This window comes from Mesorhizobium sp. C372A (assembly GCF_030323245.1).
Taxonomy (GTDB): Bacteria; Pseudomonadota; Alphaproteobacteria; order Rhizobiales; family Rhizobiaceae; genus Mesorhizobium.
Map to the genome: position 1 here is coordinate 2,848,234 of NZ_CP100475.1, position 22,762 is coordinate 2,870,995.

Annotated in this window: 21 protein-coding genes and 1 tRNA gene; 10 read left to right on the forward strand and 12 right to left on the reverse strand. The window is 63.7% G+C overall.

Annotation, left to right across the window (positions count from 1 at the left end):
- Position 1: 1 nt before the first annotated feature.
- The 5 genes from NLY42_RS13530 to NLY42_RS13550 all read right to left on the reverse strand — a co-directional run bounded on the left by NLY42_RS13530 (position 2) and on the right by NLY42_RS13550 (position 5,867).
- Positions 2-925: a heme-dependent oxidative N-demethylase family protein gene (locus NLY42_RS13530; RefSeq protein ID WP_023725182.1), complete on the reverse strand. Its 924-nt coding sequence runs from the start codon at positions 923-925 to the stop codon at positions 2-4.
- Positions 926-977: 52 nt separating this feature from the next.
- A complete protein-coding gene (locus NLY42_RS13535) occupies positions 978-1,640 on the reverse strand; it encodes an aminotransferase class IV family protein (protein WP_031244337.1) in 663 nt (220 codons plus the stop codon).
- Entirely contained in the window at positions 1,589-2,734 is a 1,146-nt protein-coding gene (locus NLY42_RS13540) for an aminodeoxychorismate synthase component I (protein WP_023755023.1), read from the reverse strand. Before NLY42_RS13540 ends, NLY42_RS13535 begins: the two co-directional genes overlap by 52 nt.
- Positions 2,735-2,897: 163 nt before the next feature.
- Positions 2,898-3,614: a helix-hairpin-helix domain-containing protein gene (locus NLY42_RS13545; protein ID WP_023755022.1), complete on the reverse strand. Its 717-nt coding sequence runs from the start codon at positions 3,612-3,614 to the stop codon at positions 2,898-2,900.
- 414 nt (positions 3,615-4,028) lie between these two features.
- Positions 4,029-5,867 (reverse strand): M3 family oligoendopeptidase, encoded by a 1,839-nt coding sequence (locus NLY42_RS13550; RefSeq protein ID WP_023755021.1) that lies wholly within the window; start codon positions 5,865-5,867, stop codon positions 4,029-4,031.
- Positions 5,868-6,012: 145 nt separating this feature from the next.
- On the opposite strand from NLY42_RS13550, the gene NLY42_RS13555 reads away from it, so the two are divergent.
- From NLY42_RS13555 to NLY42_RS13565, 3 genes are all read left to right on the forward strand, one after another.
- Complete coding sequence (locus NLY42_RS13555; protein ID WP_023755020.1) at positions 6,013-7,551, forward strand: sigma-54-dependent transcriptional regulator; 1,539 nt, start codon at positions 6,013-6,015, stop codon at positions 7,549-7,551.
- Between the two features lie 389 nt (positions 7,552-7,940).
- Complete coding sequence (gene mepK / locus NLY42_RS13560) at positions 7,941-9,767, forward strand: peptidoglycan L,D-endopeptidase MepK (RefSeq protein ID WP_023671939.1); 1,827 nt, start codon at positions 7,941-7,943, stop codon at positions 9,765-9,767.
- A 120-nt stretch (positions 9,768-9,887) separates the two neighbouring features.
- Positions 9,888-9,961, forward strand: a tRNA-Gln gene (locus NLY42_RS13565).
- 137 nt (positions 9,962-10,098) lie between these two features.
- On the opposite strand, the gene NLY42_RS13570 is transcribed toward NLY42_RS13565, so the two are convergent.
- A complete protein-coding gene (locus NLY42_RS13570; protein ID WP_023747148.1) occupies positions 10,099-10,737 on the reverse strand; it encodes a 2-dehydro-3-deoxy-phosphogluconate aldolase in 639 nt (212 codons plus the stop codon).
- A 174-nt stretch (positions 10,738-10,911) separates the two neighbouring features.
- On the opposite strand from NLY42_RS13570, the gene trhO reads away from it, so the two are divergent.
- The gene (trhO, locus tag NLY42_RS13575; protein WP_023704004.1) at positions 10,912-11,838 is read left to right on the forward strand and encodes an oxygen-dependent tRNA uridine(34) hydroxylase TrhO; all 927 of its coding nucleotides are present in this window, start codon (positions 10,912-10,914) and stop codon (positions 11,836-11,838) included.
- 23 nt (positions 11,839-11,861) lie between these two features.
- Here the strand turns inward: trhO and NLY42_RS13580 are convergent, their stop codons facing one another.
- Positions 11,862-12,224, reverse strand: coding sequence for a YybH family protein (locus NLY42_RS13580; RefSeq protein WP_023755019.1), 363 nt, complete (start codon positions 12,222-12,224; stop codon positions 11,862-11,864).
- A gap of 203 nt (positions 12,225-12,427) precedes the next feature.
- Between NLY42_RS13580 and NLY42_RS13585 the strand changes: the two genes are divergently transcribed.
- On the forward strand, positions 12,428-13,165 hold the full coding sequence (locus NLY42_RS13585; RefSeq protein WP_023671935.1) for a tellurite resistance TerB family protein: 738 nt from the start codon (positions 12,428-12,430) through the stop codon (positions 13,163-13,165).
- A 357-nt stretch (positions 13,166-13,522) separates the two neighbouring features.
- The gene (locus tag NLY42_RS13590; RefSeq protein WP_023737654.1) at positions 13,523-14,284 is read left to right on the forward strand and encodes an SDR family oxidoreductase; all 762 of its coding nucleotides are present in this window, start codon (positions 13,523-13,525) and stop codon (positions 14,282-14,284) included.
- A gap of 12 nt (positions 14,285-14,296) precedes the next feature.
- On the opposite strand, the gene NLY42_RS13595 is transcribed toward NLY42_RS13590, so the two are convergent.
- A complete protein-coding gene (locus NLY42_RS13595; RefSeq protein ID WP_023707642.1) occupies positions 14,297-15,481 on the reverse strand; it encodes a pyridoxal phosphate-dependent aminotransferase in 1,185 nt (394 codons plus the stop codon).
- Between the two features lie 83 nt (positions 15,482-15,564).
- Here NLY42_RS13595 and NLY42_RS13600 point away from each other — a divergent pair, with 83 nt between their 5' ends.
- From NLY42_RS13600 to denD, 4 genes are read left to right on the forward strand one after another with little or no spacing between them, the layout of a single operon-like run.
- On the forward strand, positions 15,565-16,251 hold the full coding sequence (locus NLY42_RS13600) for a GNAT family N-acetyltransferase (protein WP_023755018.1): 687 nt from the start codon (positions 15,565-15,567) through the stop codon (positions 16,249-16,251).
- A 15-nt stretch (positions 16,252-16,266) separates the two neighbouring features.
- Positions 16,267-17,238 (forward strand): cation diffusion facilitator family transporter, encoded by a 972-nt coding sequence (locus NLY42_RS13605; protein WP_023683267.1) that lies wholly within the window; start codon positions 16,267-16,269, stop codon positions 17,236-17,238.
- Positions 17,239-17,296: 58 nt separating this feature from the next.
- Entirely contained in the window at positions 17,297-17,503 is a 207-nt protein-coding gene (locus NLY42_RS13610) for a hypothetical protein (protein ID WP_023683268.1), read from the forward strand.
- Between the two features lie 11 nt (positions 17,504-17,514).
- On the forward strand, positions 17,515-18,498 hold the full coding sequence (gene denD / locus NLY42_RS13615) for a D-erythronate dehydrogenase (protein ID WP_023691747.1): 984 nt from the start codon (positions 17,515-17,517) through the stop codon (positions 18,496-18,498).
- Positions 18,499-18,508: 10 nt separating this feature from the next.
- On the opposite strand, the gene NLY42_RS13620 is transcribed toward denD, so the two are convergent.
- The 4 genes from NLY42_RS13620 to NLY42_RS13635 all read right to left on the reverse strand — a co-directional run bounded on the left by NLY42_RS13620 (position 18,509) and on the right by NLY42_RS13635 (position 22,537).
- A complete protein-coding gene (locus NLY42_RS13620; RefSeq protein ID WP_196814085.1) occupies positions 18,509-19,669 on the reverse strand; it encodes a nickel/cobalt transporter in 1,161 nt (386 codons plus the stop codon).
- 8 nt (positions 19,670-19,677) lie between these two features.
- The gene (locus NLY42_RS13625) at positions 19,678-20,346 is read right to left on the reverse strand and encodes a DUF1007 family protein (protein ID WP_023683271.1); all 669 of its coding nucleotides are present in this window, start codon (positions 20,344-20,346) and stop codon (positions 19,678-19,680) included.
- 89 nt (positions 20,347-20,435) lie between these two features.
- Entirely contained in the window at positions 20,436-21,335 is a 900-nt protein-coding gene (locus tag NLY42_RS13630) for a LysR family transcriptional regulator (RefSeq protein ID WP_023671925.1), read from the reverse strand.
- 2 nt (positions 21,336-21,337) lie between these two features.
- Entirely contained in the window at positions 21,338-22,537 is a 1,200-nt protein-coding gene (locus NLY42_RS13635; protein WP_023755017.1) for an amidase, read from the reverse strand.
- Between the last annotated feature and the right edge of the window lie 225 nt (positions 22,538-22,762).

The following is a 22,762-nucleotide window of genomic DNA, read 5'->3' on the forward strand; positions in this document are numbered from 1 at the left end:
GTCACTCCTGAGCCATGGTTTGCAGGCGTTGCACCAGCCGGTCACGGTCTGATGTCATCCCCTTGTAGTCGAGTTGAGCCTCATCCAGCGCCTGCAATTGCGCCGCGAAAGAGGCGGCAAGCGTTGCCCGGTCGGGATGCCGCGCCAGCACTTTCAGCGGGTCGAGATGGATGCGGATGGTGAACAGGATGTCGCGCGACAGAGGCAGTTTGCGCAGCGTCTGGCGCTCCACGCGGATGAAGGCGTGGGTGTTGACGTCGCCGTCGGGAAATCGCGAGGGGCGCCTGGTGGCGCGGTCGATGCGCTCGACATTGGAGAGCGGATGATAGAGCGCGTCGCCGGCCTGGATCGACCAGTTGAAGCGTTCGACGGCCTGGCCCTGCAGGCCGTCGAACATGCGGTTGATGAGCTCGGCCGGCCTGGTGCCCGGACCGAAGCCCGGCACCGGTGCGTGGATCTGCTGCAGCGGCCGGCCGAATTTTTCGACCAGCGACCAGGATGACGGGAAGCACAGCGAGCCGGCGGCGAGTCGCCAGCCCGTGTCGTCACGGCGCATCAGGATCAGGTCTTCCTGGACGAGCAGCGACGCTGCGACCAGCGGGGCATCGGGGAAGGTGGCGTCAGAGTCGGCTTTGGCGCCAATGACCTCAACCCCGGCATTGGTGCGCCGGTACATCCCGGGAAATGTCGACAGCAGATGTGCTTCGATGAGGCCGCGCACTTCGCGCTGGGTGTCGCGCGTGCCGTCTTCCTCGACAAACACCTTGTCGGGAATTTCGGCATAGAGCCGGCGCTTTTCGGCGAGATGGTCGAAGAGATACCGGTCGACCTCGATCCACTTGTCGAGCTCGAGCGGCTTCAGCCCGATGGTGAAGAGCTTTGAGGAGCCATCATAGGGCGTGTGCGTGGGCTGACGAGAATTCATGCTTCGCTAGAAAGTGTCCAATGCCGGCGGTTATTCTCGCAGCCGCTTCGTATCAGGCCAATGTTGCCGGGATCAAGCCGCGCAGAGAATTGCCGACGAACAGTGTTTTGGCGGATTTCAACTCGTCATAGCTGTAGATCGCCTCCTGGGCGCGGCCTTCGTCCAGCAGCTCGGCGCGCAATACGCCAGGCAGCAGGCCGCAGTCGAGCCTGGGTGTCATCAGCATGCCATCACCGAAATCGGCGAAGACGTTGGTGATGGTGCCTTCGCAGATTTCACTGCGCTCATTTGCGAGCAACACTTCGTCGGCCTGGGTGATCAGATATTCGGAGCGGGCGTGAGTGTAGACTTGCCGCCGGCCGGTCTTGTGGCGCAGCAGCGTGTCGGTGGAGGAGAGCCGCACCCGTGCCAGCTGCAGCCGCCAGACCTTGTCGGCGGCGAACGGCTCATAGGGCTGGACCGAGGCGGTCACTTCGCCATTGCGCTGCAGGACGAGCCGGGTGCGCAGCGCCGTCAGCTGCGCCCCGATAGTATTCGCCAGCACCTCGCCGATCCGCTGCGGATCGCAGGCAAAGCCGAGTTCTTCCGCCGAGCCGTAAAGGCGCGCGAGATGGCGTTCGAAGCGCAGAAAGCCCTGGCCGGGCTCCCAGCGCATGGTCTCGATCAGCTCGAAATCGGCGGTGTCCCCGTCGCGAAGCGCGCCTTCAGCAGACACTCCTGATACTCCTCTTGCGCCGTCGAATCGAAGACGACGCCGCCGCCGACATTGTAAACGGCCTCGCCACTGGAAAAGAGCGATATGGTGCGGATCGCCACCGAAAAGCGCATCATGCCGCCAGGCGCGATCCAGCCGATGGCGCCGCAATAGACGTCGCGCGGTGTGTCTTCCAGCTCGTGCAGGATTTCCATCGCGCGGATTTTCGGCGCGCCTGTGATCGAGCCGCAGGGAAACAGCGCGCCAAAGATTTGGCGGATGCCGAGATCAGGCAGAAGCTTCGCCCGCACACGGCTCACCATCTGGTGGACGGTCGGGTAGCTCTCGATGCGGAACAGTTCCGGGACTTCCAGCGTGCCGACCTCGCTGATCAGTGAGATGTCATTGCGCAGGAGATCGACGATCATCCGGTTCTCGGCCTGGTTCTTTTCGTCGCTGCGCAAGAAGGACTTCAACCGCGCGTCCTCGGCCTTGGTCGCGCCGCGCGGTGCGGTGCCCTTCATCGGATGGGTTTCGATCATGCCTTCGGCATTGATCTCGAAGAACAGCTCGGGCGAACGCGACAAGACGATGGGATCGCCGAGCGAAATCAGCGCGCCATACTTGACCGGCTGGCGTCCTGTCAGTGCGTCGAAGGCAGCAAGCGGATCGCCCGACCATTGGGCACGGACCGGAAAGGTCAGGTTGCCTTGGTAGCAATCGCCCTTGCGGATGTGGTCGTGAAGGCGCGCGAAGCGTTTGGCGTAGTCCTGAGCGGACCAACTGGCCCTGGCGTCGAAGATGGGGCCATTGGTGGCCGGCGCATCGTTGCGCGGCACGGCCTCTTCGGCCGGAGCATCGAAGACACCCAGACAAACCAATGGCGCGCGCCGGCCTTCAGGCAGCAGCGGCACCAGTTTCGGTTCGAGCAGATAGCCCGCTTCGTAGGAGAAATAGCCGGCCAGCCATTTGCCGGCATCGCTCGCCGCCTGCGCGGCCACCAGCGCTGGCAGAAAATCCTTGGCATCATAGGCAATGATGATGTCGGCCGGGTGGTCGAAGACCAACTGACGGCCGCTTTCATCATTGCGGAAAATGGCAGAGGGCAGGGGCATGGGGCTCGGGTACTGCGGTCGATGACGCCAGAACCGCTCTATATAGGGGCCGGGCGGCGTGCAATCGAGGGAGCGGCGTCGCAGGGCGCAAAGACAGTGGCGAATGCAAAAACAAAGACGGCGCCCGAGAGCGCCGCCTTCTGGTTATGTTGCCGATGACAGATCAGCTGTTGTTGGCGGTCCCGGCGCTCGGGAATTGGCGTGCGAACTCCTTTTCGTCGCCGGCGGCAAGTAGCTTGGCCTGCTCGACCCACTTTTCGCGAGCGATGCGGCCGTCGAAATTCAGCGTGTCCTCGATGCGCTTGACGTCGGCCGCGGTCCAGCCGGCGATCTGCGCGTAGGTCGTGACGCCAAGGCCCTTGAGCAGTTTGTCGTTGACCGGGCCGATACCGATCAGGCGACGCAAATTGTCGGCCTTCCCAGCTGCCGGGGCGGCCTTCTTCGGGACGGCGGCGGGCTTTGAAGCCGCGGCTTTGGGCGCGGCCTTGGCGGCGGCAGGTTTGCTGGCCGCTGGTTTTGCGGCCGCGGATTTGGCCGCAGCTGGTTTGGCCGCGGCGGGTTTGGCGGGGGCCGGTTTCGCGGCCCGGGCGGACTTGGCCGTTGCCGCTGTCGATACCAGCGCAGCCGGCGCCGAACTTGAAGGCTTGGTGGATGGAGCCGATGTTTCACGCAGCCGGCGTTCGAGATCGGTGCGGGTCTTGCCGCAGGCGTCGAGTTCGCCGGTCAGGCGATCGGCGTCGGCGCGCAGTCTGTCACGCTCGCTGCGGGTGCGGTCGAGATCACCCCGCAAGCTGTCGAGTTCGCCGCGCAGCCGGCCCCAGATAAACCAGCCAACCAACACGCCTACAAGGAACGCCAGGACAATGTAAAAGAAGGTCATCGTCTCTCTCCAGTCGGATCCGTCCGCCGCCGTCCCAAGTCATGACCTTGGCAGATCGGATCATCCAATGTGGTTCGGCGGCTCAGGGAACAGCCGGTCTGTCGTCGACTGTCGGCGTTCGGCTTTCCCGCCCATTGCCAACCGTCGCTGTCGCATTCGTCAGACCGCTGCCATGGGCCGGGATGCTGTCCGGCCTTAAGCCGCGCGCCCGGCTGAGCTTCGGTCGGAAAGCTATCATACGGCTTCGGGAAAGCTAACGGAAAATTTCGCCGGAGAGTTATTCAAGAACAGATATTTAGAACAAGAACAACGCTGCCGTCACATGCATTCCGGCTAAACTGTTCTGCGATTCCGCAAAGTCGAGACCGCTCCTGAACCTGTCACTCTGCGCCATCGGTCCAATGGGTGCGCGCATTAACTGTCGAGCGCTTCCAACTCGTCGATCAGGCCGCCGATCACGCCAAGCCCGATCTGCCAGAAGGCGGGGTCGGTGGCGTCGAGGCCGAAGGGGGCGAGAAGCTCCGAGTGATGCTTGGTGCCGCCGGCGCGCAACATCTCGAAATACTTGTCCTGGAAGCCATGCTCGGCGTTCTGGTAGACCGCGTACAGCGAGTTCACTAGGCAGTCGCCAAAGGCATAGGCGTAGACGTAGAAGGGGGAGTGGACGAAGTGCGGGATGTAGGTCCAGAAGACCTCATAGCCCTCGCGCAGCTTGATCGCCGGCCCCAAGCTTTCTGCTTGCACCTCGAGCCAGAACTGACCGAGCTTGTCGGAGGTCAGTTCGCCGTTCTTGCGCTCTGCATGCACCTTGCGCTCGAACTCGTAGAAGGCGATCTGGCGCACGACCGTGTTGATCATGTCCTCGACCTTCTGGGCGAGCATCGCCTTGCGCTCGCGCTTGTCGGTGGTCTGGTCGAGCAGCGAACGGAAGGTCAGCATCTCGCCGAACACCGAGGCCGTCTCGGCCAAAGTCAGCGGCGTCGAAGCCATCAGGGCGCCCTGGCCGCCGGCCAGCACCTGATGCACGCCGTGGCCGAGTTCATGCGCCAGCGTCATCACATCGCGCGGCTTTCCCATGTAGTTTAGCAGCACGTAAGGGTGCGCCGAAGGCACGGTCGGATGCGCGAAGGCGCCGGGCGACTTGCCGGGCCTGACCGGCGCGTCGATCCAGTTGCGGTCGAAGAAGACGCGGGCGATCTCCGCCATATCGGGGGAAAAGCGCTGATAGGCCGACAGCACGGTGTTCCTGGCGTCGTCCCAAGGGATCACGGCCTGCGGCGTCTCGGGCAAGGGGGCGTTGCGGTCCCAGTGGTTCATCACCTCCATGCCGAGCCAGCGCGCCTTCATCGCGTAGTAGCGATGCGACAGGCGCGGATAGGCTTCGCGCACGGCCGACGCCAGCGCATCGACCACGCTGCGCTCGACGCGGTTGGCGAGATGGCGTGAATCGGCGATGTCCTCGAAGCCGCGCCAGCGGTCGGAAATCTCCTTGTCCTTGGCCAGCGTGTTGGTGATCAGCGTGAAGGTGCGCAGGCTCTTGCGGAAGGTTGCGGCCAGCGCTTCGGAGGCGCGGCGGCGGACCTCCCCATCGGCGTCCTGCAGGCGGTTCAGCGCCGGCTCCAGCGTCAGTTCCTCGCCGTCTATGTCGAAGCGCAGATCGGTCATCGTCTCGTCGAACAGCCGGTTCCAGGCACCGCGTCCGGTGATCGATTTCTCATGGAACAGCTGCTCGACCCGGTCCTCGAGCTGGTAGGGCTTGTCCATTCTGAGGTCGAGCACCCAGGGGCGGTAATGGGCAAAGCCGGCGTCGGCGGCGAGGGCTGCTTCGAGCGCCTTGTCGTCGATCAGGTTCAGCTCCAGCGCGAAGAACAAAAGATGCGCGCTGGCGTCGGTCATCTTCTCCTGGATGTCGCCATAGAGCTTTGCGCGCTGCGGATCGGCGGTGTTGCCGGCATAGATCAGGCCGGCATAGGAGACGATGCGGCCGATCAGTTCCTCCAGCGCCTCATAGGCTGTCAGCGCCTCGCCAAGCCTGCCGGCGCTGCCGCGCTCGGCCTCCGCAGCCAGCGTGCCCTTCCAGCGGTTCTCGAAGGCGACGGCATCGGCCGCCGCCTTGGCAAGGTCGCGCTTCAGTTCGGGTGCTTCCATGCCGGAATAGAGGTCGGCGAGATTCCATTCCGGCAGGTCGCCGAGTTCCGCCGCGCCCTGACCGGACGCTACCGCCGTAAGCTGCCGACCGAGAATCCTGCTCATCAACAATTACCTTCTGGAATCAAGGGGAAAGGACAAGCCGGTCAAATCCTAAGGAATTCGTTCACCGGGTTTTTTGAAACATTGTTTAGAACCCTGTGCCAAGATGATCCATGGGAATTTCCCAGGCGGGCAACTCAAATCAGTCATGACAGGTTCCATTCTTATAGTCGATGACGATCCCGTGCAGCGCCGGCTGCTCGAGGCGGCGGTGACGAAATTCGGCCACAGCGCCATCGTTGCCCATGGCGGCGAGGCCGGTCTGAGCGCGCTTGACGGACCCAATGCGAGGGATATTTCGGCAGTCATCCTCGACCTTGTCATGCCGGGCCTCGACGGCATCGGCGTGCTGAAGGCGATGCGCGAGCGCGGCATCACTGTTCCCGTCATCGTGCAGACTGCGCAGGGCGGCATCGAAACGGTGGTTTCGGCGATGCGCCACGGCGCCTTCGATTTTGTCGTCAAGCCGGCGTCTCCCGACCGGCTGCAGACCGCGGTCGGCAACGCGCTCAAGGTCGAGGCGGTCGAGGACGAGGTCAAGCGCACGTCGCGGCGTCGCGGCGGCCACCTGACCTTCAAGGACATGATCACGCACAGCCCGGCGATGGACCGGGTGATCCGCCTCGGCCAGAAGGCTGCGGCCTCCAACATCCCGATCCTGATCGAGGGCGAATCGGGCGTCGGCAAGGAATTGGTGGCGCGCGCCATCCAGGGCAGCGGCGAACGCCGCACAAAGCCGTTCGTCACCGTCAATTGCGGCGCCATCCCCGACAATCTGGTCGAATCGATCCTGTTCGGTCACGAAAAAGGTTCGTTCACCGGCGCCACCGAAAAGCACACCGGCAAGTTCGTCGAGGCGCATTCGGGCACCCTGTTCCTGGATGAGATCGGCGACCTGCCGCTCGACGTGCAGGTCAAGCTGTTGCGCGCCGTGCAGGATGGCGAGGTCGATCCGGTCGGCGGCCGTTCCACCGTCAGGGTCGACATCAGGCTGATCTCGGCCACGCACCGCAACCTTCTGCAGCAGGTCAAGGACGGCAAGTTTCGCGAGGACCTGTTCTACCGGCTCAACGTTTACCCGATCGTCGTGCCGCCGCTGCGCGACCGCCGCGACGACATCCCCTATCTGGTCAAGCATTTCATGGACAAGGTGGCGCCGGCGGGCAATCGCCTGCACGGCATCTCGGATGCCGCACTGGCCATGCTGCAGGCCTATGATTGGCCGGGAAACATCAGGCAGCTGGAAAACGCCGTGTTCAGGGCCTCGGTGCTTGCCGAAGGCGATGTGCTCACGACTGACGAATTTCCGCAGATCCGGGCGCAGGTCGACGGCACCGTCAATCTCGACGCCGATGCGTCCTTGTCGGACCCCGGCATGGCCTTGAGCACCGGATCGCAAGGCGATGGCGCGCAGACTGATGATGCCGGTACTGCAGCTGCCGAGCTCGCCCCTCCGGCCAGGTTGCTTCAGCGTTTCGGCACATTGAGGGCGCTGGACGAGCGTGGCAATGTGCGTGCGCTGGCCGATGTCGAACTCGAAATGATCAAGCTCGCCATCGACCATTACAACGGCCAGATGAGCGAGGTCGCACGGCGTCTCGGCATCGGCCGCTCGACGCTCTACCGCAAGCTCAAGGAATACGGCATCGACCCGGAAACCGGCCGCCTCGACCGCCTTGCCTCCTGAACGCCGAATTCCACAGCTTGCCAACGCAAGGCCGGGACCAGCTTGCCATGCCACATCCGGCGCTGCATAAGGGTTGGGGCGGGAATATGGCTGATGCGGACAGCGTTGTTCACGCATTAAGGCCAGCGGTAACAGATCGTGTAGCGGGAAAAGGCTGAATCTTGATCTAAACCAGCAGTTTACCAAGAAATCCTGTGTATTATTTTTGACGGGATATCGCCACGGTGTTACCGCATTTCGGCTTCAATAAGCGATGATTAACCATTAGGATCGATATTCGGATGTGAGAACCACGCATCCGTTTGGACAAATCCGGGGACAAACGGCAGCCTGCAAGGCCTTTTGATTTGAACAAAGTCGAACGACACAGAAACGGGCGGCGCGATCACATGGGCGTCTGGCCGAGATGGCTGGCAGCGTTGATCGTTGCGTTCGCTTTCCTCGCCGCAACTGCTGCCGGCGCCAGCGCTGAAACGCGCTCGCTCAAGCTCTATCACCTCCACACGCACGAAAAGGCCGAGATCGTCTACAAGCGCAATGGCCGCTACGATCCGGCAGGCCTCAGGAAGATCAACATCATCCTGCGCGACTGGCGTCGCAACGAACCGACCAAGATGGATCCGCGCCTGCTCGATCTGGTGTGGGAAGCTTACCGGCAGGCCGGCGCCACCGACTACATCCAGGTCGTTTGCGGCTATCGCTCGCCGTCGACCAATTCGATGCTGCGCAGCCGCAGCCGCGGTGTCGCCAAGGAAAGCCAGCATATGCTGGGCAAGGCGATGGACTTCTACATTCCGGGTGTGCCGCTGAAAAAGCTGCGCAACATCGGCCTGAAGATGCAGGGCGGCGGCGTCGGCTACTATCCGTCGTCGGGTTCGCCCTTCGTCCACATGGACGTCGGCAATGTGCGGCATTGGCCAGGCATCAGCCGCCAGGAACTGGTCAGCCTGTTCCCCAATGGCAAGACGCTGCATGTGCCGAGCGACGGCAGGCCGTTGCCGGGTTATGACCAAGCGCTCGCCTCCTACAAGGCGCGCAAGGGCGCCGGTTCTCCTGCCATCATGATGGCCAGCGCAGGCGGCAGCACCAAGAAATCCGGTGGCTTCCTGTCCGCGTTCTTTGGCGGTGGCGGTGAAGACGAAGCCGACGACAGCGCCGATGTCGCTACCGCCGCGCCGCCGCCGAGAAGCGTGAAGCCGGTGCTGGCTGCCACGAGCAACAACAACAGCAATCTGCCTGGCATCGCGATCGTGTCGCCGCAGAACGCCAAGCGCGCCAACATTCCGCAGCTTGCCGACGACAGCGCTGACGATTCGGAGCCGCAGGACACGCCGGAGACGATCATCGCCGCGCTGCCCGCCAAGGAAGTGCCGCTGCCCGCTTTCGCACCGCGGCCGAAGGCCGATGTCGGCGCGCAACAACCTGAGACCGTGCCGTTCGGCGTGGCCGATGCCACCACCGAACAGACGGTGGCGACGGCGCAGGCGCCGGCCAATGTGCCGTTCGGCACGGCCGATGCGAGCAATGCCGACCAGGGGGCCGATCAAGCTGCCGCTCCGGCGCAGGTCGCGGTCAACGTCCCGTTGCCGACCTGGCGTCCCGACCGCTCTTCGCCGCCGGCTGAGCTTGCGCCGCAGGACAAGGGCGTTCTGCTGGCGCTGGCCGATACGGCTGCCCACAAGCAGACCGCAACCGACGCGTTCTCGGTGCTGCCGTCGCAGCGTCCGGACGAGGTCAAGGCGGTTCTCGAACAGGCCAGCGCCGCCGATACAGCCGGTGCTACCGACGACTATCAGGTTGCGTCGCTCGAGCCTCGCTCGGCGTTCAACGATCCGTCAGGTGTCGATGCCGCATCGCCGCGCGGTGCTATTGCTGCCCGTCCCGCCGGTACCGATCCAGCCTCGGTGATCGGCGCCGGCGTCAAGACGACACGCAAGGAAGCAAGGGCTTCGGCTCGCGACCTGAAGCCAGGACCGAAGGCAGTGGTGGTGGCGGCCGAACCGCAGGCGACGCGCTGGGCGCTGAGCAGCGGCGACAACATCGCCACCGTTTCCAGCCCGACGACTGCGCCGCGCTATGCCTACAACATCGTGCATACGCCGCCGAGCGAGGTCTACACCGCAGGCTTCCAGGCGGACAACCAGATGGCCGATGCCAACCGCTTCACCGGCAATGCCGTAAAATTCCTTTCGGTCGCCCGCTTCCAGACGAAGTAAGGGCGTGACCGGGGCGTTATCGACTCGAAGCCGCGCTGGGCAACCCGTGCGGCTTTTGTTTTTAGCGAGATCTCGAGCACTGGCTTCCATCGCCACAGAATGCTAACCACCAAGCTGCATTCCCGCTTCGTCTAATGGTAGGACAGCGCCCTTTGAAGGCGTGAATCGAGGTTCGAGCCCTTGAGCGGGAACCAAAATCTCAACGCGTAGCAAACCCGGTCGGCGCAGCTGGCGGGTTTTTGTGCCGAGTGCAATTCCGGGAACACTGTGATTTTCCCGGGAAAGCGCGGAGCGCTTCCCTTGGGATTGCGCAAAGATAAAGTAGCGGAGGTTATTTTCCGAGCTTGCTCGCGGTCTGTGCGAGCGCCTCGATCTCATCCCACTTGCCGGCCTTGACCAACTCGTCCGGCGCCACCCACGAGCCGCCGACGCAGATAACGTTGGACAGGCTGAGATAGTCGGCGGCGTTCTTGGCCGAGATGCCGCCGGTCGGGCAGAATTTCACGTCGGCCAGCGGCGAGGCAAAGGCCTTCAGCGAGGCGATGCCGCCGGATTGTTCGGCCGGGAAGAATTTCAGGAACCGCAGGCCGGCCTCGCGGGCAGCCATGATCTCGCCGGGCGTGATGGCGCCGGGCAGCAAGGGAACGTCGCTGTCCTTGGCCGCCGCCAGCAACTCGCGCGTGATGCCGGGGCTGACGATGAACTTCGAGCCAGCCGCCGCTGCCTGGTCGAACTGCTTGGCATCGAGAATTGTGCCGGCGCCGACAATGGCGCCCTCGACCTCACCGGCCACGCGGCGGATCGCTTCCAGCGCATCGGCGGTTCTCAACGTGATCTCGATCGCCGGCAGGCCGCCGGCGGCCAGCGCCCGGGCGAGCGGGACGGCGTCCGCGACATTGGCGATCTTCAGCACCGGAATGACCGGCTGGCCATTGAGCAGCGACAGGAGCTTTTCGGTCTTGCTGGGCATTGGCTTTTCTCTCCCTGGGTGATTTCAACCGATTAGCAGAAGGCCGATTCCGAGTCCACGAAACTCGGCCTGCCGCAATGTCACATGTCGGCCAACGAGCCTGCGGGCGAATACCGACGAAGTGTCTTTAGCTCTGCCTTGAATCCGCTTTGACCACGGTCTAGTGGCTTGGCGATGACCAACCATGAACCCGTGCGCGTCGCCGCGCTCTACAAATTTGCGAGGCTGGGCGACTTCGACGCGCTGCGGGTCTTGCGCACGCCGCTTGCCGCCTTCTGCTGCGGGCGCGGCATCAAGGGCACGCTGCTTCTGGCGCAGGAGGGCATTAACGGCACGGTCGCCGGCAGCGAAACCGACATAGCCGACCTGATCGCTTATCTCGAGGCCATCGAGGGTCTTGCCGATCTCGAGGTCAAATACAGCACTGCCGCCGAAATGCCGTTCCATCGCATGAAGGTGCGGCTGAAGCGCGAGATCGTCACCATGGGCGTCGAAGACCTCGACCCGGCGACGGGTGCGGGGACCTATGTCGCGCCGGCCGACTGGAACGCGCTGATCTCGGACCCCGGCACCATCGTCATCGACACACGCAACGCGTACGAAGTGTCGATCGGCACGTTCGAGGGCGCGGTGGACCCGCGCACGTCGAGCTTTCGCGAATTCCCGGCCTGGGTGGAAAAACACCGCGACCAACTCGACGGCCGCAAGGTTGCGATGTTCTGCACCGGCGGCATCCGCTGCGAAAAGGCGACGGCCTATGTGAAGTCGCTCGGCTTCGAGGATGTGTTCCATCTCAAGGGCGGCATCCTCAGATATCTCGAAGAGGTGCCGGCCGAAGACAGCCTGTGGCAGGGCGAGTGTTTCGTCTTCGACGAGCGGGTCTCGGTGTCGCATGGGTTGACCGAAGGCGAGGCCGAACTCTGCCGCGCCTGCCGGCATCCGCTGACGCCGGAGAACCGGCTGTCGCCGCATTTTTCCACCGGCGTGTCATGCCCGCATTGCTACGAGGCACGCTCGGATGAGGATCGCACCCGCTATGCCGAGCGCCAGCGCCAGGTCGAACTTGCGCAGGCGCAGGGCAGGGGACATATCGGCAGTTAAGTGCCGCCGACGCCCTGACTGGATCACCACACGACAGAATAGCGGTCGATCACCCACAGCCATGTGCCGTCGGCCTGCCGGCGCGCGACCTCTGAGGTTATCGAGCCGTCGGCAAGCCTGGTCGACGTCAACGCGAGTTCGCCGCTAATGGCCGCCGGGCGCTGCTCGCCGCGCTGGAATTTTCGCCAGCTCGCGGCAAAGGCTTCGAACAAAGCGCGGATCGCCTCATGGCCACGCGTCAATTCGGCTGCTCCGGTGTCGATGACGGCATCGGGTTCGAACAGCGCTACCATGCCCTCAATGTCTCCCGCCCATTGCCGATCAATTAGCAGGCGCTCCAGATCCTGGGGATCTCGTGCTTGGTCGCGGTCTGGCTGATCGGTCACGGCAAAACTCCTCCCTCGCCGACGTTGCGGCGACACTAACCGAAGCCGAGGCGGGTTTCGACACATCGAATTTGATTTGCGGCATTGCCGGCGCCGATAGCAAAGCGCCGGTCCGTCATTGTAATGTCAACAATCGGGACCTACGTCTGCAACGTCCAAAACCTGCCCGTCCACGTTGGCGCGGGCCCTTTTCTGGAGGCACCATGTTCGACCCCAAGAAGCTTCTCGACGATCTGCTCGGCTCGCAAGTTCCCGGCACAACCGGCACCGTTCGCGACAAGGCCGGGCAGGCTGTGCAGATGGCCAAGGACAATCCGCTGGCCGCCGGTGCGCTGGCCGCGGTGCTGCTTGGAACCGGCACGGGACGGCAGGTCACCGGCACGGCCGTGAAGCTCGGCGGACTGGCTGCGATCGGCGGTCTCGCCTACAAGGCCTACCAGAATTACAAGGCCGGCAATGCACCCGAGCAGGCGCCGGCGGCCGGCCAGCCGGAATTGCTGCCGCCGCCCGCCGACACCGGCTTTCATCCTTCACAGGCGCCACAGGGGGAGGACGAGTTCACGCTGACCCTGGTGCGGGCGATGATCTCGGCGGCCAAGGCCGATGGCCATGTCGATGACGCGGAACGCCAAAAGATCGCCGGCAAGCTCAGTCTGGCCGGCATCGGCACGGAAGCGGAAAAGTTTCTGATGGCCGAGCTGGACAGCCCGCTCGACCTCGATACGCTGGTCGCAGGCGCCAAGACCGATGAGCAGAGGCTCGAGCTCTACACGGCGTCCCGACTGACGATCGACCCCGATACGCGCGCCGAACGCGGCTATCTCGACCTGCTCGCCGGCCGGCTCGGCCTGCCGGATGCGCTCGTCGATCATGTCGAGGCGACGGTGTCGGCGGCCAAGGTGCCGGTTCCGTCAGGCACGGCGCCGAACCCGCGCTGGTAGACAACGCAGCCGCGCGCCTGGGGCAGGGGCGCCGAGGCCGGAAAAAATGCGTTAACGTCTCGTTTACCGAGGAAGCGCATGATTTTAGTCAGTCGGATCGGCTTTTCCTCCTCCCAAGCCCGGTTCAGATCAGGGGGCGGTCGCCAATGACCGCCCTTTTTGTCGGACCGATCACATAAAGCGCGTGGCGCTTCATGTTTTTGTCCTGATGCATGTCGTTCTCTCAGAACCGGGGCCACTTTTGAGCGACATACATTAGTGTCCGGCTTGCCATGATCGCCCTCATTTGCGATGGGTCGGTGCATTCGGATGCACCCCGATCTGTGCCGGGGATGCGCGGCGCGCAGGAGCAAAATCATGACAGTCCTCACAGAGAAAACCGCCATTGTTACCGGCGCCGGCACCGGCATCGGCAAGAGCGTCGCCACGGCGCTGCTCAAGGCGGGCTGGAACACGGTGTTTTGCGGCCGCCGCAAAGCGGTGCTCGATGCCGCCATTACCGAGGCCGGGAAAACGGACGCCAAGGCGCTGGCGGTTGCCTGCGACATCAGCAAGGCCGGCGAAGTCGATGACCTGTTCGAGACGGTGGCCGCAGCCTTCGGCCGCGTCGACCTGCTCTTCAACAATGCCGGCATGAGCTACAAGTCGACGCCGATCGACGAGATCCCGGTCGAGGTCTGGAACGATATTGTCGGCGTCAATCTCACCGGATCGTTCCTATGCGCCCGCGCCGCCTTCGGCGTCATGCGCAAGCAAAAGCCAATGGGCGGCCGCATCATCAACAATGGCTCTGTGTCGGCCTATGCGCCACGGCCGGGCTCGGTGCCCTACACCGCGACCAAGCACGCCATATCGGGGCTGACCAAGACGCTGGCGCTCGACGGCCGGCCCCATGACATCGCCTGCGGCCAGATCGACATAGGCAACGCGCTGACCGATATGGCGCACGCAATGACGGTCGGCGTGCCGCAGGCCAATGGCACCATCGCCGCCGAAGCGGTGATGGACGTCCAGCGCGTCGCCGACGCCGTCGTCCACATGGCCAGCCTGCCGCTCGATGCCAATGTGCTGTTCATGACGGTGATGGCGACCAAGATGCCGTTCGTGGGGCGTGGGTGAAGAGCCGAAGGCCTACCTCTTCAAAAACGACTCGATCCGCTCCAGCGCGCGCAAGATGTTCTCTTCGGAATTGGCGTAGGAGAGCCTGATGTAGCCTTCGCCGAGAATGCCGAAATCGGGGCCGCCGATCAGCGCCACGCCGGCCTCCTCGAGCAGTGCCGAGGCGAGCTTCTTGGCCTTCCAGCCGGTCTTCGAAACATTCGGGAAGGCATAGAATGCGCCCTTGGGCGTGATGCAGGAGACGCCGGGCAGCGCGTTCAGCCCCTCGACCACGATCTTCCTGCGGTTGTCGAAGGCGCGCATCATCTTGTCGACATCGTCCTGGGGGCCGTCGATGGCGGAGATGCCGGCGAACTGGCTCGGCGCGTTGACGCAGGACCAGCAATTGACCGCCAGCTTGCGCACCTTGTCGTAGAGATGCGCGCCCTTGTCGCCATTCGGCCAGATCGACCAGCCCATGCGCCAGCCGGTCATCGCCCATGTCTTCGACCAGCCGTTGAGCACGATCAGCCGGTCGCGAATTTCCGGAAAATTGAGCAGCGAAAAATGCGTCTCGCCGTCATAGGTCATGACGTCGTAGATTTCGTCGGAGAGGATAGCGACCTGCGGATGCGCTTGCAGTCCCTTCACCAGCTTCTCGATCTCGGCGCGCGGCGTGACGCCGCCGGTCGGGTTGGCCGGTGAGTTGAGGATCAGGAGCCTCGTCTTCGACGTGATCAGCGCCAGCGTCTCTTCTGCCGAGAAGGCAAAGCCGTTCTCCTCGCGGATCGGCACCGGAATGGGCGCGGCGCCGGTGAACTCGATCATCGAGCGGTAGATCGGAAAGCCTGGGTCTGGATAGAGGATCTCGGCGCCGGGTTCGCCGAACATCAAGATGGCCGCGAACATGGTCGGCTTGCCGCCGGGCAGGATCATCACATTTTCCGGCGAGACCTCGACGCCGGTGGTGGCCAGCGTGCGCCGCACCACCGCTTCGCGCGTCGCCAGCAGGCCGTTGGCCGGGGTGTAGCCATGGTGACCGTCGCGCAGCGCCTTTATCGCTGCGTCGACAATGTGCTGCGGCGTTTTGAAGTCGGGCTGGCCGATGCCGAGATTGACGATGTCGCGGCCCTGTTGAGCCAGTGCAGTGGCGCGCGCCAGCACGGCAAAGGCGTTTTCCTCGCCGAGGCGGTCGAAGGCCGAAATCGTGTGGAGCATTTTTCCCGTCCGTGTGGTTCTTGCTGTTAGGTCGCGTTTTTGTGAGCGTCTGCTCACAAAAGTCAAACGGATTGGAGTTTTGCGTGTCGGAAAATCTCAAAGATTGGCAAGCGCGTCCGCGGCCCGAGCGCAAGCCCATTGACGGCCGCTATGTCCGGCTCGAACCGCTGAGCGCCGACAAGCACGGCGATGGGTTGTACGAGGCGTCGTCCGTGCCCGACATCGATGGACGCTTTGCCTGGCTGCCCGACTACCCGCCGCAAACCCGCGCCGATTTCCAGCCATGGCTGGACAAGGTCGAGGCGAGCGAGGACCCGCTGTTCTTCACCGTCATCGACAAGGCCAGCGGCAAGGTCGCCGGGCGACAGACGCTGATGCGCATCGATCCCACCTATGGCGTCATCGAGATCGGCAACATCTATTGGGGGCCGCTGATCTCGCGCAAGCCGGCAGCGACCGAGGCGCAGTTCCTGTTCATGAAGTATATTTTCGACGGGCTCGGCTATCGCCGCTACGAGTGGAAATGCAACAACCGCAACGAGCCGTCAAAGCGCGCGGCGGAACGGTTCGGCTTCAAGTTCGAGGGCATTTTCCGCCAGCATCTTGTGGTCAAGGGTGAAAACCGCGATACCGCATGGTACTCGATCATCGACAAGCAATGGCCGGCGCTGCGCAAAGCCTATGAGGCATGGCTCGATCCCGCCAATTTCGATGGCGAAGGCCGGCAGAAGCGGCGGCTCGAGGATTTCCGCGCCGAGTTCGGCGCGTAACAGGAGTTTTTTCCGATGGCGCACAGCCATGATCATGGTTCGCTTGCTGGGCATGGCGCCAGCCACCTGCATGGCTCGACCGACAAGAAGCGTGTGCTGATCGCAGCCTGCCTGACCGCCGGCTTCATGGTGGCCGAAGTGCTTGGCGGCCTTTTGACGGGATCACTGGCGCTGCTGGCCGACGCCGGCCACATGCTCGCCGACTCGATCGCGCTTGGCCTTGCCTGGTACGCCTTCCATCTTGGCGGACGGCCGGCGACAGTGCGCCTGACCTATGGTTTCGGCCGGGTCAAGACGCTGGTCGCCTACACCAACGGCATCGCCATCTTCGCCATTGCTTTGTGGATCGTCTACGAAGCCTGGGGCCGGCTGATGACGCCGGCGCCGGTGCTGGGCGGGCCGATGCTGGTGGTGGCGATCGCCGGCCTTCTGGTAAACTTCGCCTCGTTCTTCGTGCTGCATGGCGGCGACCACGACAGCCTCAACATGCGCGGCGCCATCCTGCATGTGCTGGGCGACCTGCTCGGTTCGGCGGCGGCGATCGTGGCGGCGCTGGTCATCCTGGCCACCGGCTGGACGCCGATCGACCCGATTCTGTCGGTGCTGGTCTCGGTGTTGATCCTGTCCACCGCATGGTCGCTGATGCGCGAAGCCGCCCACGTCCTTCTCGAAGGCGTACCGGCAAGCCTCGACCGCGACATCATCGCCAAGGACATTGCCGGCACCGTCAAGGGCGTGCGCGAAGTGCACCATATGCATGTCTGGTCGCTGGACGGCTCCAGCAACATGGCGACGCTGCATGCCTGCCTCAACGATGGCGTCGATCCGCACCAGGCGGTCAGCGCCATCAAGAAGCGGCTCGCCGCCGAACACGGCATCAGCCACGCGACGGTCGAACCGGAATTCGGCCAGTGCGCCGACAGCCATGACGAGCACGATCATGACCACGACCATGGTGCGCCACCGCATCACGGCCATTATCACTGACAGGGAATTTCATGGCATTGGCATCCGAGTTGACGAGTTCCCGCTGTGGCGGGACGGCATGATGGATCGCGACACGCGAAACGCGCTGATTGCCGCAGCCTGGATCATGCTGCTGTTCGGCATCGCGGCGTTCTATCTGCCGACGGTGATGCTGGCTGTCGGCAATATCTCGACCGTACTTGCCGGCATCGTCGGCATCGCCTTCGTGCTGGCATTCTTTCTGGTGTTCTGGTTGCGGGGTCGCAGCCAGAACAAGGGCAAATAAGAGGCTTTGAAATGCGCATCCTGATTACTGGCGCCGCCGGCATGGTCGGCCGCAAACTTGTCGACCGGCTGGCCAAGGACGGCACGCTCAACGGCCGCAAGATCACCGGGCTCGACCTGCACGACATCGTGCCGCCGCAGGCGCCGGCGATGGACGGCGTCAGCATCGCCACGCATACCGGCGACCTTGCCGACGCCGGTGCTGCCGAGAGCCTGGTGGCGTCACGCCCCGACGTCATGTTCCATCTCGCCGGCATCGTGTCGGGTGAGGCGGAAGCCAATTTCGATCTCGGCTACCGCGTCAATCTCGACGGCACACGGGCTCTGTTCGATGCGGTCCGGCTGGCGGGCTTTTCGCCGCGCCTCGTCTTCACCTCGTCGATCGCGGTGTTTGGCGCGCCGTTCCCCGATGTGATCCCGGACGACTTTCATCCGACGCCGCTGACCTCCTACGGCACCCAGAAGCAGATGAGCGAGGCGCTGCTGGCCGACTATTCCAGGCGCGGCGTCTTCGACGGCATCGGCATAAGGCTGCCGACCATCTGCGTGCGGCCCGGCAAGCCGAACAAGGCGGCGTCAGGTTTCTTCTCCGGCATCATCCGCGAGCCGCTGAGCGGCCACGAGGCGATCCTGCCGGTGCCGCGCTCGGTGCTGCACACCCATGCCAGCCCGCGTTCGGCGGTGAACTTCCTGATCCATGCCGCCGGGCTCGACGGTGCCGCTGTCGGGCCGCGCCGCAACCTCACAATGCCCGGCGTTGCCGTCACCGTCGGCGAGCAGATCGAGGCGCTGGAGCGCATTGCAGGCGCCGACGTCGTGAAGCTGATCCGCGAACAGCCGGATGAGACCATCTGGGCGATCGTCAAGGGTTGGCCGACGCGCTTCGAGGCGCGCCGTGCAAGGGACCTCGGCTTCAGCGCCGAAAACAGTTTCGATGAAATCATCCGCGCTCATATCGAGGATGAGTTGGGCGGAAAGATCGCGGGTCAGGCCTGACCCGCCGAGGTCATACAGTTCCGGACAGGCTCGCCGACAACAGCAACAGCCCGAACAGGAAGACGAACGCGGCGCCGCCGATTTCGACGAATGTGTGGATACGGTTGCCCATGCGGCCATCGCCGGCGAAATAGACCGCCCAGTTCTTGGCTGTCGCAGCGATCGTCGCCAACGCCGAGACTGTGATGGCGGTGCCGATAGACATCGCCAGCACCGACAGCAGGCCGCCGAGCCACAGGCCGTTGAGCAGCGCGAAGCTGAGCACAATCAGCGCGCCGGAGCAGGGGCGGATGCCGACGGCGGCTACAGCCGACCAGGCCGTGCGCCAGTCGAAGCGGTCGCCCGACAGCAGCGCCGGATCAGGCGCATGCGAATGGCCGCACGTGTCGCAGACCTCGCCGGCCGGTTGATCGTGAGCGGCGTGATTGTGATGAGCGTGGTCGTGATGGGAATGATCGTGCGTGTCGTGGTCGTGCGCGGCGTGATCGTGATGATCATGCGAATGGTCGTGATGCACATGCAAGGCATGCGCCTGCGCCGCGTGGCTGTGACCGGCATGCGAATGGCCGCCATGGCCGGCGTGGGCTGCCGACAGGCTGTAGGCGGGCGCCCTGCCGAACCAGCGCTGGACCGTGGGCCCAAGCTTGCGCCACAGCAGCCAGGCGCCGAACAAAGTGACGAAGACATAGCTCATGATCTCCATGAACCAGGCTGCGTCGGTCATCGAGATGGCGGTGCCGCGCAGGACGAAATAGGCAAGCAGCATCACCAGGATCGCGGTCAGGCCCTGCAGCAGCGCCGAGACGAAGGACAGCAGGATACCGCGCCTGAGCGCCACTTCATTGGCCACCATGTAGGACGAGATCACCGCCTTGCCGTGGCCGGGGCCGGCGGCGTGGAAAATGCCATAGGCGAAGGACAGGCCGATCAGCAGCCACATCTTGCTGCCGTCCTCGCGCATTGCTTTCATCGCCGTGGCCAATGCGCGGTAGAATTCCTGCTGGCGCAGATTGATCCACATCAGGATGTGGGCGAACGGGCCGGTGGTGGGCGCCATGCCGTCATTGACACCGATGCCGAGTGAGCTCTGGGCATGGGCCTGCCCGAGAAAGTGCGTCATCAGCAGGGCAGCGGCCACGAGGCCGAATGCCAAACGCAGGGACGGTTTCATCACCGGATCTATCCTTCTGGCGGGCAATTCAGTTCGAGCTTGGTGGCGAAGATCTTGCTCATGTCGGTGCCTGTCGGGTCGTTGAAGAACGCGTCCGTCAGGGTCTTCTGGTTTTCCTTGATCGCCTCGTCTGGATCAGGCCGGATGACGCTCTTGGTGCAGCTCGAGGGCAGGCCTTCCACCGTGATGTTGCTATCCTCGGTGAAGTCGATCGCTGTGTAGAAGGTTGGATCGTAGACGCCGAAATCGATCTTGCCGGCGAGCTTGATCGGCACCTTGGGTTCGGATTCGAACAGGATGATCAGCTGGTCGTTTTCGAAATTGGCCATAAGATGCGGTGGCGGCGTCATCGGCACGTCCTTGCCGTCGACGGTGACGAGCTGGAAATAATTGAACTCGGCCAGCGAGGCATGAACGGTGTCGGCGACATCCTTCAGCTCCTTGTCGTCAAGCTTCAGGTCGGAGTTCTTGTCGAACTCCATCATCACCGTACTCGAAAACAGATCATCGAAACGCCAGAGGTGACGCAGCGCTTTCACACTTTGGTGATCCGGAGAGAGGATCACGTCGAGGCGGGCCTCGGCGAAGACATGAGGATGCGCGCCAGCCGCTCCGACGGAGGCAAAAGTCGTCGCCAGGGCCGAAGCCAGCATGATTGCGTGCCGTTTCAGATGCATTCTCGGTCGCTGTTCCATCGGCCTCGGAGAGATTTCGAGAGGTTACCAGAAACGGGGCGAAATTGGGACCGCGGCACGGCAGGACCGGCTCAAGCGCTCTCGCGGTTCTTGAACCATTGCACCAGGAAATCGACGAAGACACGGACCTTGGCCGGCAGATAGCGACGGTGCGGGTAGACGGCGAAAATGCCGCTGCCCGACTGGATGCGGTCGTCGAGCAACGACACCAGAAGCCCGGATGCGAGGTCGGGCGCGGCGATGAAATCCGGCAGGATGGTGAAGCCCAGACCGGACACGGCGGCGGCTCGCGCGGCCATCGGGCTGTTGACCTCGATGGGACCCGATACGTTGACACTGACTGACTCCTCGCCATCGCCCCTGAAGCGCCAGTTGGCGAGCGAGCGGCCATTGGTGTCGACGATGCAGGGCAAGTTGGCGAGATCCTGCGGGCGCGTCGGCTTGCCGTGCTTGGCGATCAGCTCCGGCGAGGCGCAAAGCTTGATCGAAAACGGCCCCAGGCGGCGGGCGATCAGCGATGAGTTCTCCAGGCGCGAGATGCGCACGGCAAGATCGAAACCTTCCTCGACCAGATCGACAAAACGGTCGTCGAGATGGATGTCGAGCACGATGTCGGGATGCTGTTTGGCGAAGTCGATGAGCGACTGGCCTATCGGCGCGTCGGCGAAGGTGCGCGCCGCGGAGAGCTTGATCCTGCCGCGCACGTCGCCGGAGGATTCGCGCACGGCGTCGGCTAGGCTGTCGACCTCGCGCACGATTTCCGAAGCGCGGCTGTAATAGGTATGGCCGGCCTCAGTCAACGAGAACTGCCGCGTGGTGCGGTTGAGCAGCAGCGCGCCGAGTTCGTCCTCGAGTTCGCGCACATATTTCGACAGCAGCGCCTTGGAGCGACCGATCTTGCGCGCGGCCGCCGAAAAGCCTTCGGCCTCGACGACGTCGATGAAGGCGCGCATGCGGGTCAGTGTATCCATCATCAGGCCTTTCGTGCCGCATCGAGAATTCGCCGGCCGAGCCGTATCAGGGCAATGTCGCTGCCGGGAGGGCCGAGCAGCGAGAGGCCGAAAGGGGCACCGTCGACCGAGCCCAGCGGCAGGGTGATTTGCGGAAAGCCTGAAAGACCCGAAAGGCACAAAAGATGCAAGGCCCTTTCGCGGTAGGCCTGGAGCTGCTGCGGCTCGCGTTTGACCAGAGGTGCGGGGCCTGGAACGGTGGGCAGGACAAGAAACCCGTCTTGGCCGAGCAAGGCAGCCAGCTCGGAGCGGAAGGTCAGGCGGCGCACCGCCTCGGCCCGCGCGGTCTTTTCGTCGATTGTCCTGCCAAAACCAAAGCGCTCCTCGACGCCCGGCCCGAGATTGCGCTCGCCCGAAATGATCCAGGCGCCATGTTGCTGCCAGGCCTCGGCGGCCTGGAGGCGGCGAAAGCACCAGTAGAGCTCGTCGGGGAAGGAGGCGAAGCTGTACTCTACCGGCGCCGGCTCACCGACAAGACTGGCGGCCAGCGCTCTCATCCTGGCATATTCGGCTGCCTCGGCCGGGCCGGCGACGAAGGCGTCCAGCCAGCGGATCGACAGCGGCCGGTTGAGCGGATGCTGATGCGGGTCGCGGCCAAGCAACAGCTTGCCGATCGTCTCATAGGTTTCGATGTCGTCGGCGAACCAGCCGAACGTATCGAAGCTCGGCGCCAGCTTCATCGTGCCTTCGAGCGAGATGCGGCCATGCGTGGTGCGCAGCCCGATCAATCCGCAAAAGCTCGCCGGGGCGCGGATCGAGCCGCCGGTGTCCGAGCCGGTGGCGATGTCGGCGAGCTTGCCGGCCACCGCCGCGGCCGATCCGGAGGACGAGCCGCCGGTGACGCGGTCGGGGGCAGCCGGGTTCACCGGAAACGGAAAATGCGCGTTCTGGCCCATCAGCGAGAAGGCGAACTCGTCGGTCTGCGTCTTGCCGATGAAGCGCGCGCCGGCATCGAGAATCACCTGTACGGCCGGTGCGGTGCTCGACGCGGCGTGGGACTCGGCGAACTTCACCGGATTGCCGCAACCGGTGCGATAGCCGGCGACGTCGTAAATGTCCTTTACCGCCAGTTTGAGCCCCGCCAGCGGCCCCAGTTCCGCATTGGCGACCGGCATGCGGCGCAGGTCGAGAAAGGCGTTGAGCGGGCCGTGTGTGCCTGGCATCGTTCGATATCCGTATACAGTAGGCCAGCATTGTTCGATGCCGGAAATTTTACAACCTGGGATACGATTTTTATTGATTGTGAAATCTTTCGATCTTATATCGCGCTTGCCCAAAGTCGCACGTGCCTGTGGGTGTCCGCCGATCCTCGAATGGTGAGGGAAATCGGTAAGGTAACTGGAGCTAACCCCTCCAGTCGGTCTAGCGGCCAACCGCCAGCCCGAGGA

What these genes read in the sequence shown, in the direction of transcription:
- NLY42_RS13555 (WP_023755020.1), top strand. Translation starts at nt 6,013, where the DNA reads ATGACAGGTTCCATTCTTATAGTCGATGACGATCCCGTGCAGCGCCGG.
- NLY42_RS13605 (WP_023683267.1), top strand. Translation starts at nt 16,267, where the DNA reads ATGGCGCACAGCCATGATCATGGTTCGCTTGCTGGGCATGGCGCCAGC.
- trhO (WP_023704004.1), top strand. Translation starts at nt 10,912, where the DNA reads ATGACCAACCATGAACCCGTGCGCGTCGCCGCGCTCTACAAATTTGCG.
- NLY42_RS13625 (WP_023683271.1), bottom strand. Translation starts at nt 20,346, where the DNA reads ATGCATCTGAAACGGCACGCAATCATGCTGGCTTCGGCCCTGGCGACG.
- NLY42_RS13585 (WP_023671935.1), top strand. Translation starts at nt 12,428, where the DNA reads ATGTTCGACCCCAAGAAGCTTCTCGACGATCTGCTCGGCTCGCAAGTT.
- NLY42_RS13630 (WP_023671925.1), bottom strand. Translation starts at nt 21,335, where the DNA reads ATGGATACACTGACCCGCATGCGCGCCTTCATCGACGTCGTCGAGGCC.
- NLY42_RS13635 (WP_023755017.1), bottom strand. Translation starts at nt 22,537, where the DNA reads ATGCCAGGCACACACGGCCCGCTCAACGCCTTTCTCGACCTGCGCCGC.
- mepK (WP_023671939.1), top strand. Translation starts at nt 7,941, where the DNA reads ATGGGCGTCTGGCCGAGATGGCTGGCAGCGTTGATCGTTGCGTTCGCT.
- NLY42_RS13595 (WP_023707642.1), bottom strand. Translation starts at nt 15,481, where the DNA reads ATGCTCCACACGATTTCGGCCTTCGACCGCCTCGGCGAGGAAAACGCC.
- NLY42_RS13590 (WP_023737654.1), top strand. Translation starts at nt 13,523, where the DNA reads ATGACAGTCCTCACAGAGAAAACCGCCATTGTTACCGGCGCCGGCACC.
- NLY42_RS13540 (WP_023755023.1), bottom strand. Translation starts at nt 2,734, where the DNA reads ATGCCCCTGCCCTCTGCCATTTTCCGCAATGATGAAAGCGGCCGTCAG.
- NLY42_RS13530 (WP_023725182.1), bottom strand. Translation starts at nt 925, where the DNA reads ATGAATTCTCGTCAGCCCACGCACACGCCCTATGATGGCTCCTCAAAG.
- denD (WP_023691747.1), top strand. Translation starts at nt 17,515, where the DNA reads ATGCGCATCCTGATTACTGGCGCCGCCGGCATGGTCGGCCGCAAACTT.
- NLY42_RS13570 (WP_023747148.1), bottom strand. Translation starts at nt 10,737, where the DNA reads ATGCCCAGCAAGACCGAAAAGCTCCTGTCGCTGCTCAATGGCCAGCCG.
- NLY42_RS13610 (WP_023683268.1), top strand. Translation starts at nt 17,297, where the DNA reads ATGATGGATCGCGACACGCGAAACGCGCTGATTGCCGCAGCCTGGATC.
- NLY42_RS13545 (WP_023755022.1), bottom strand. Translation starts at nt 3,614, where the DNA reads ATGACCTTCTTTTACATTGTCCTGGCGTTCCTTGTAGGCGTGTTGGTT.
- NLY42_RS13550 (WP_023755021.1), bottom strand. Translation starts at nt 5,867, where the DNA reads ATGAGCAGGATTCTCGGTCGGCAGCTTACGGCGGTAGCGTCCGGTCAG.
- NLY42_RS13620 (WP_196814085.1), bottom strand. Translation starts at nt 19,669, where the DNA reads ATGAAACCGTCCCTGCGTTTGGCATTCGGCCTCGTGGCCGCTGCCCTG.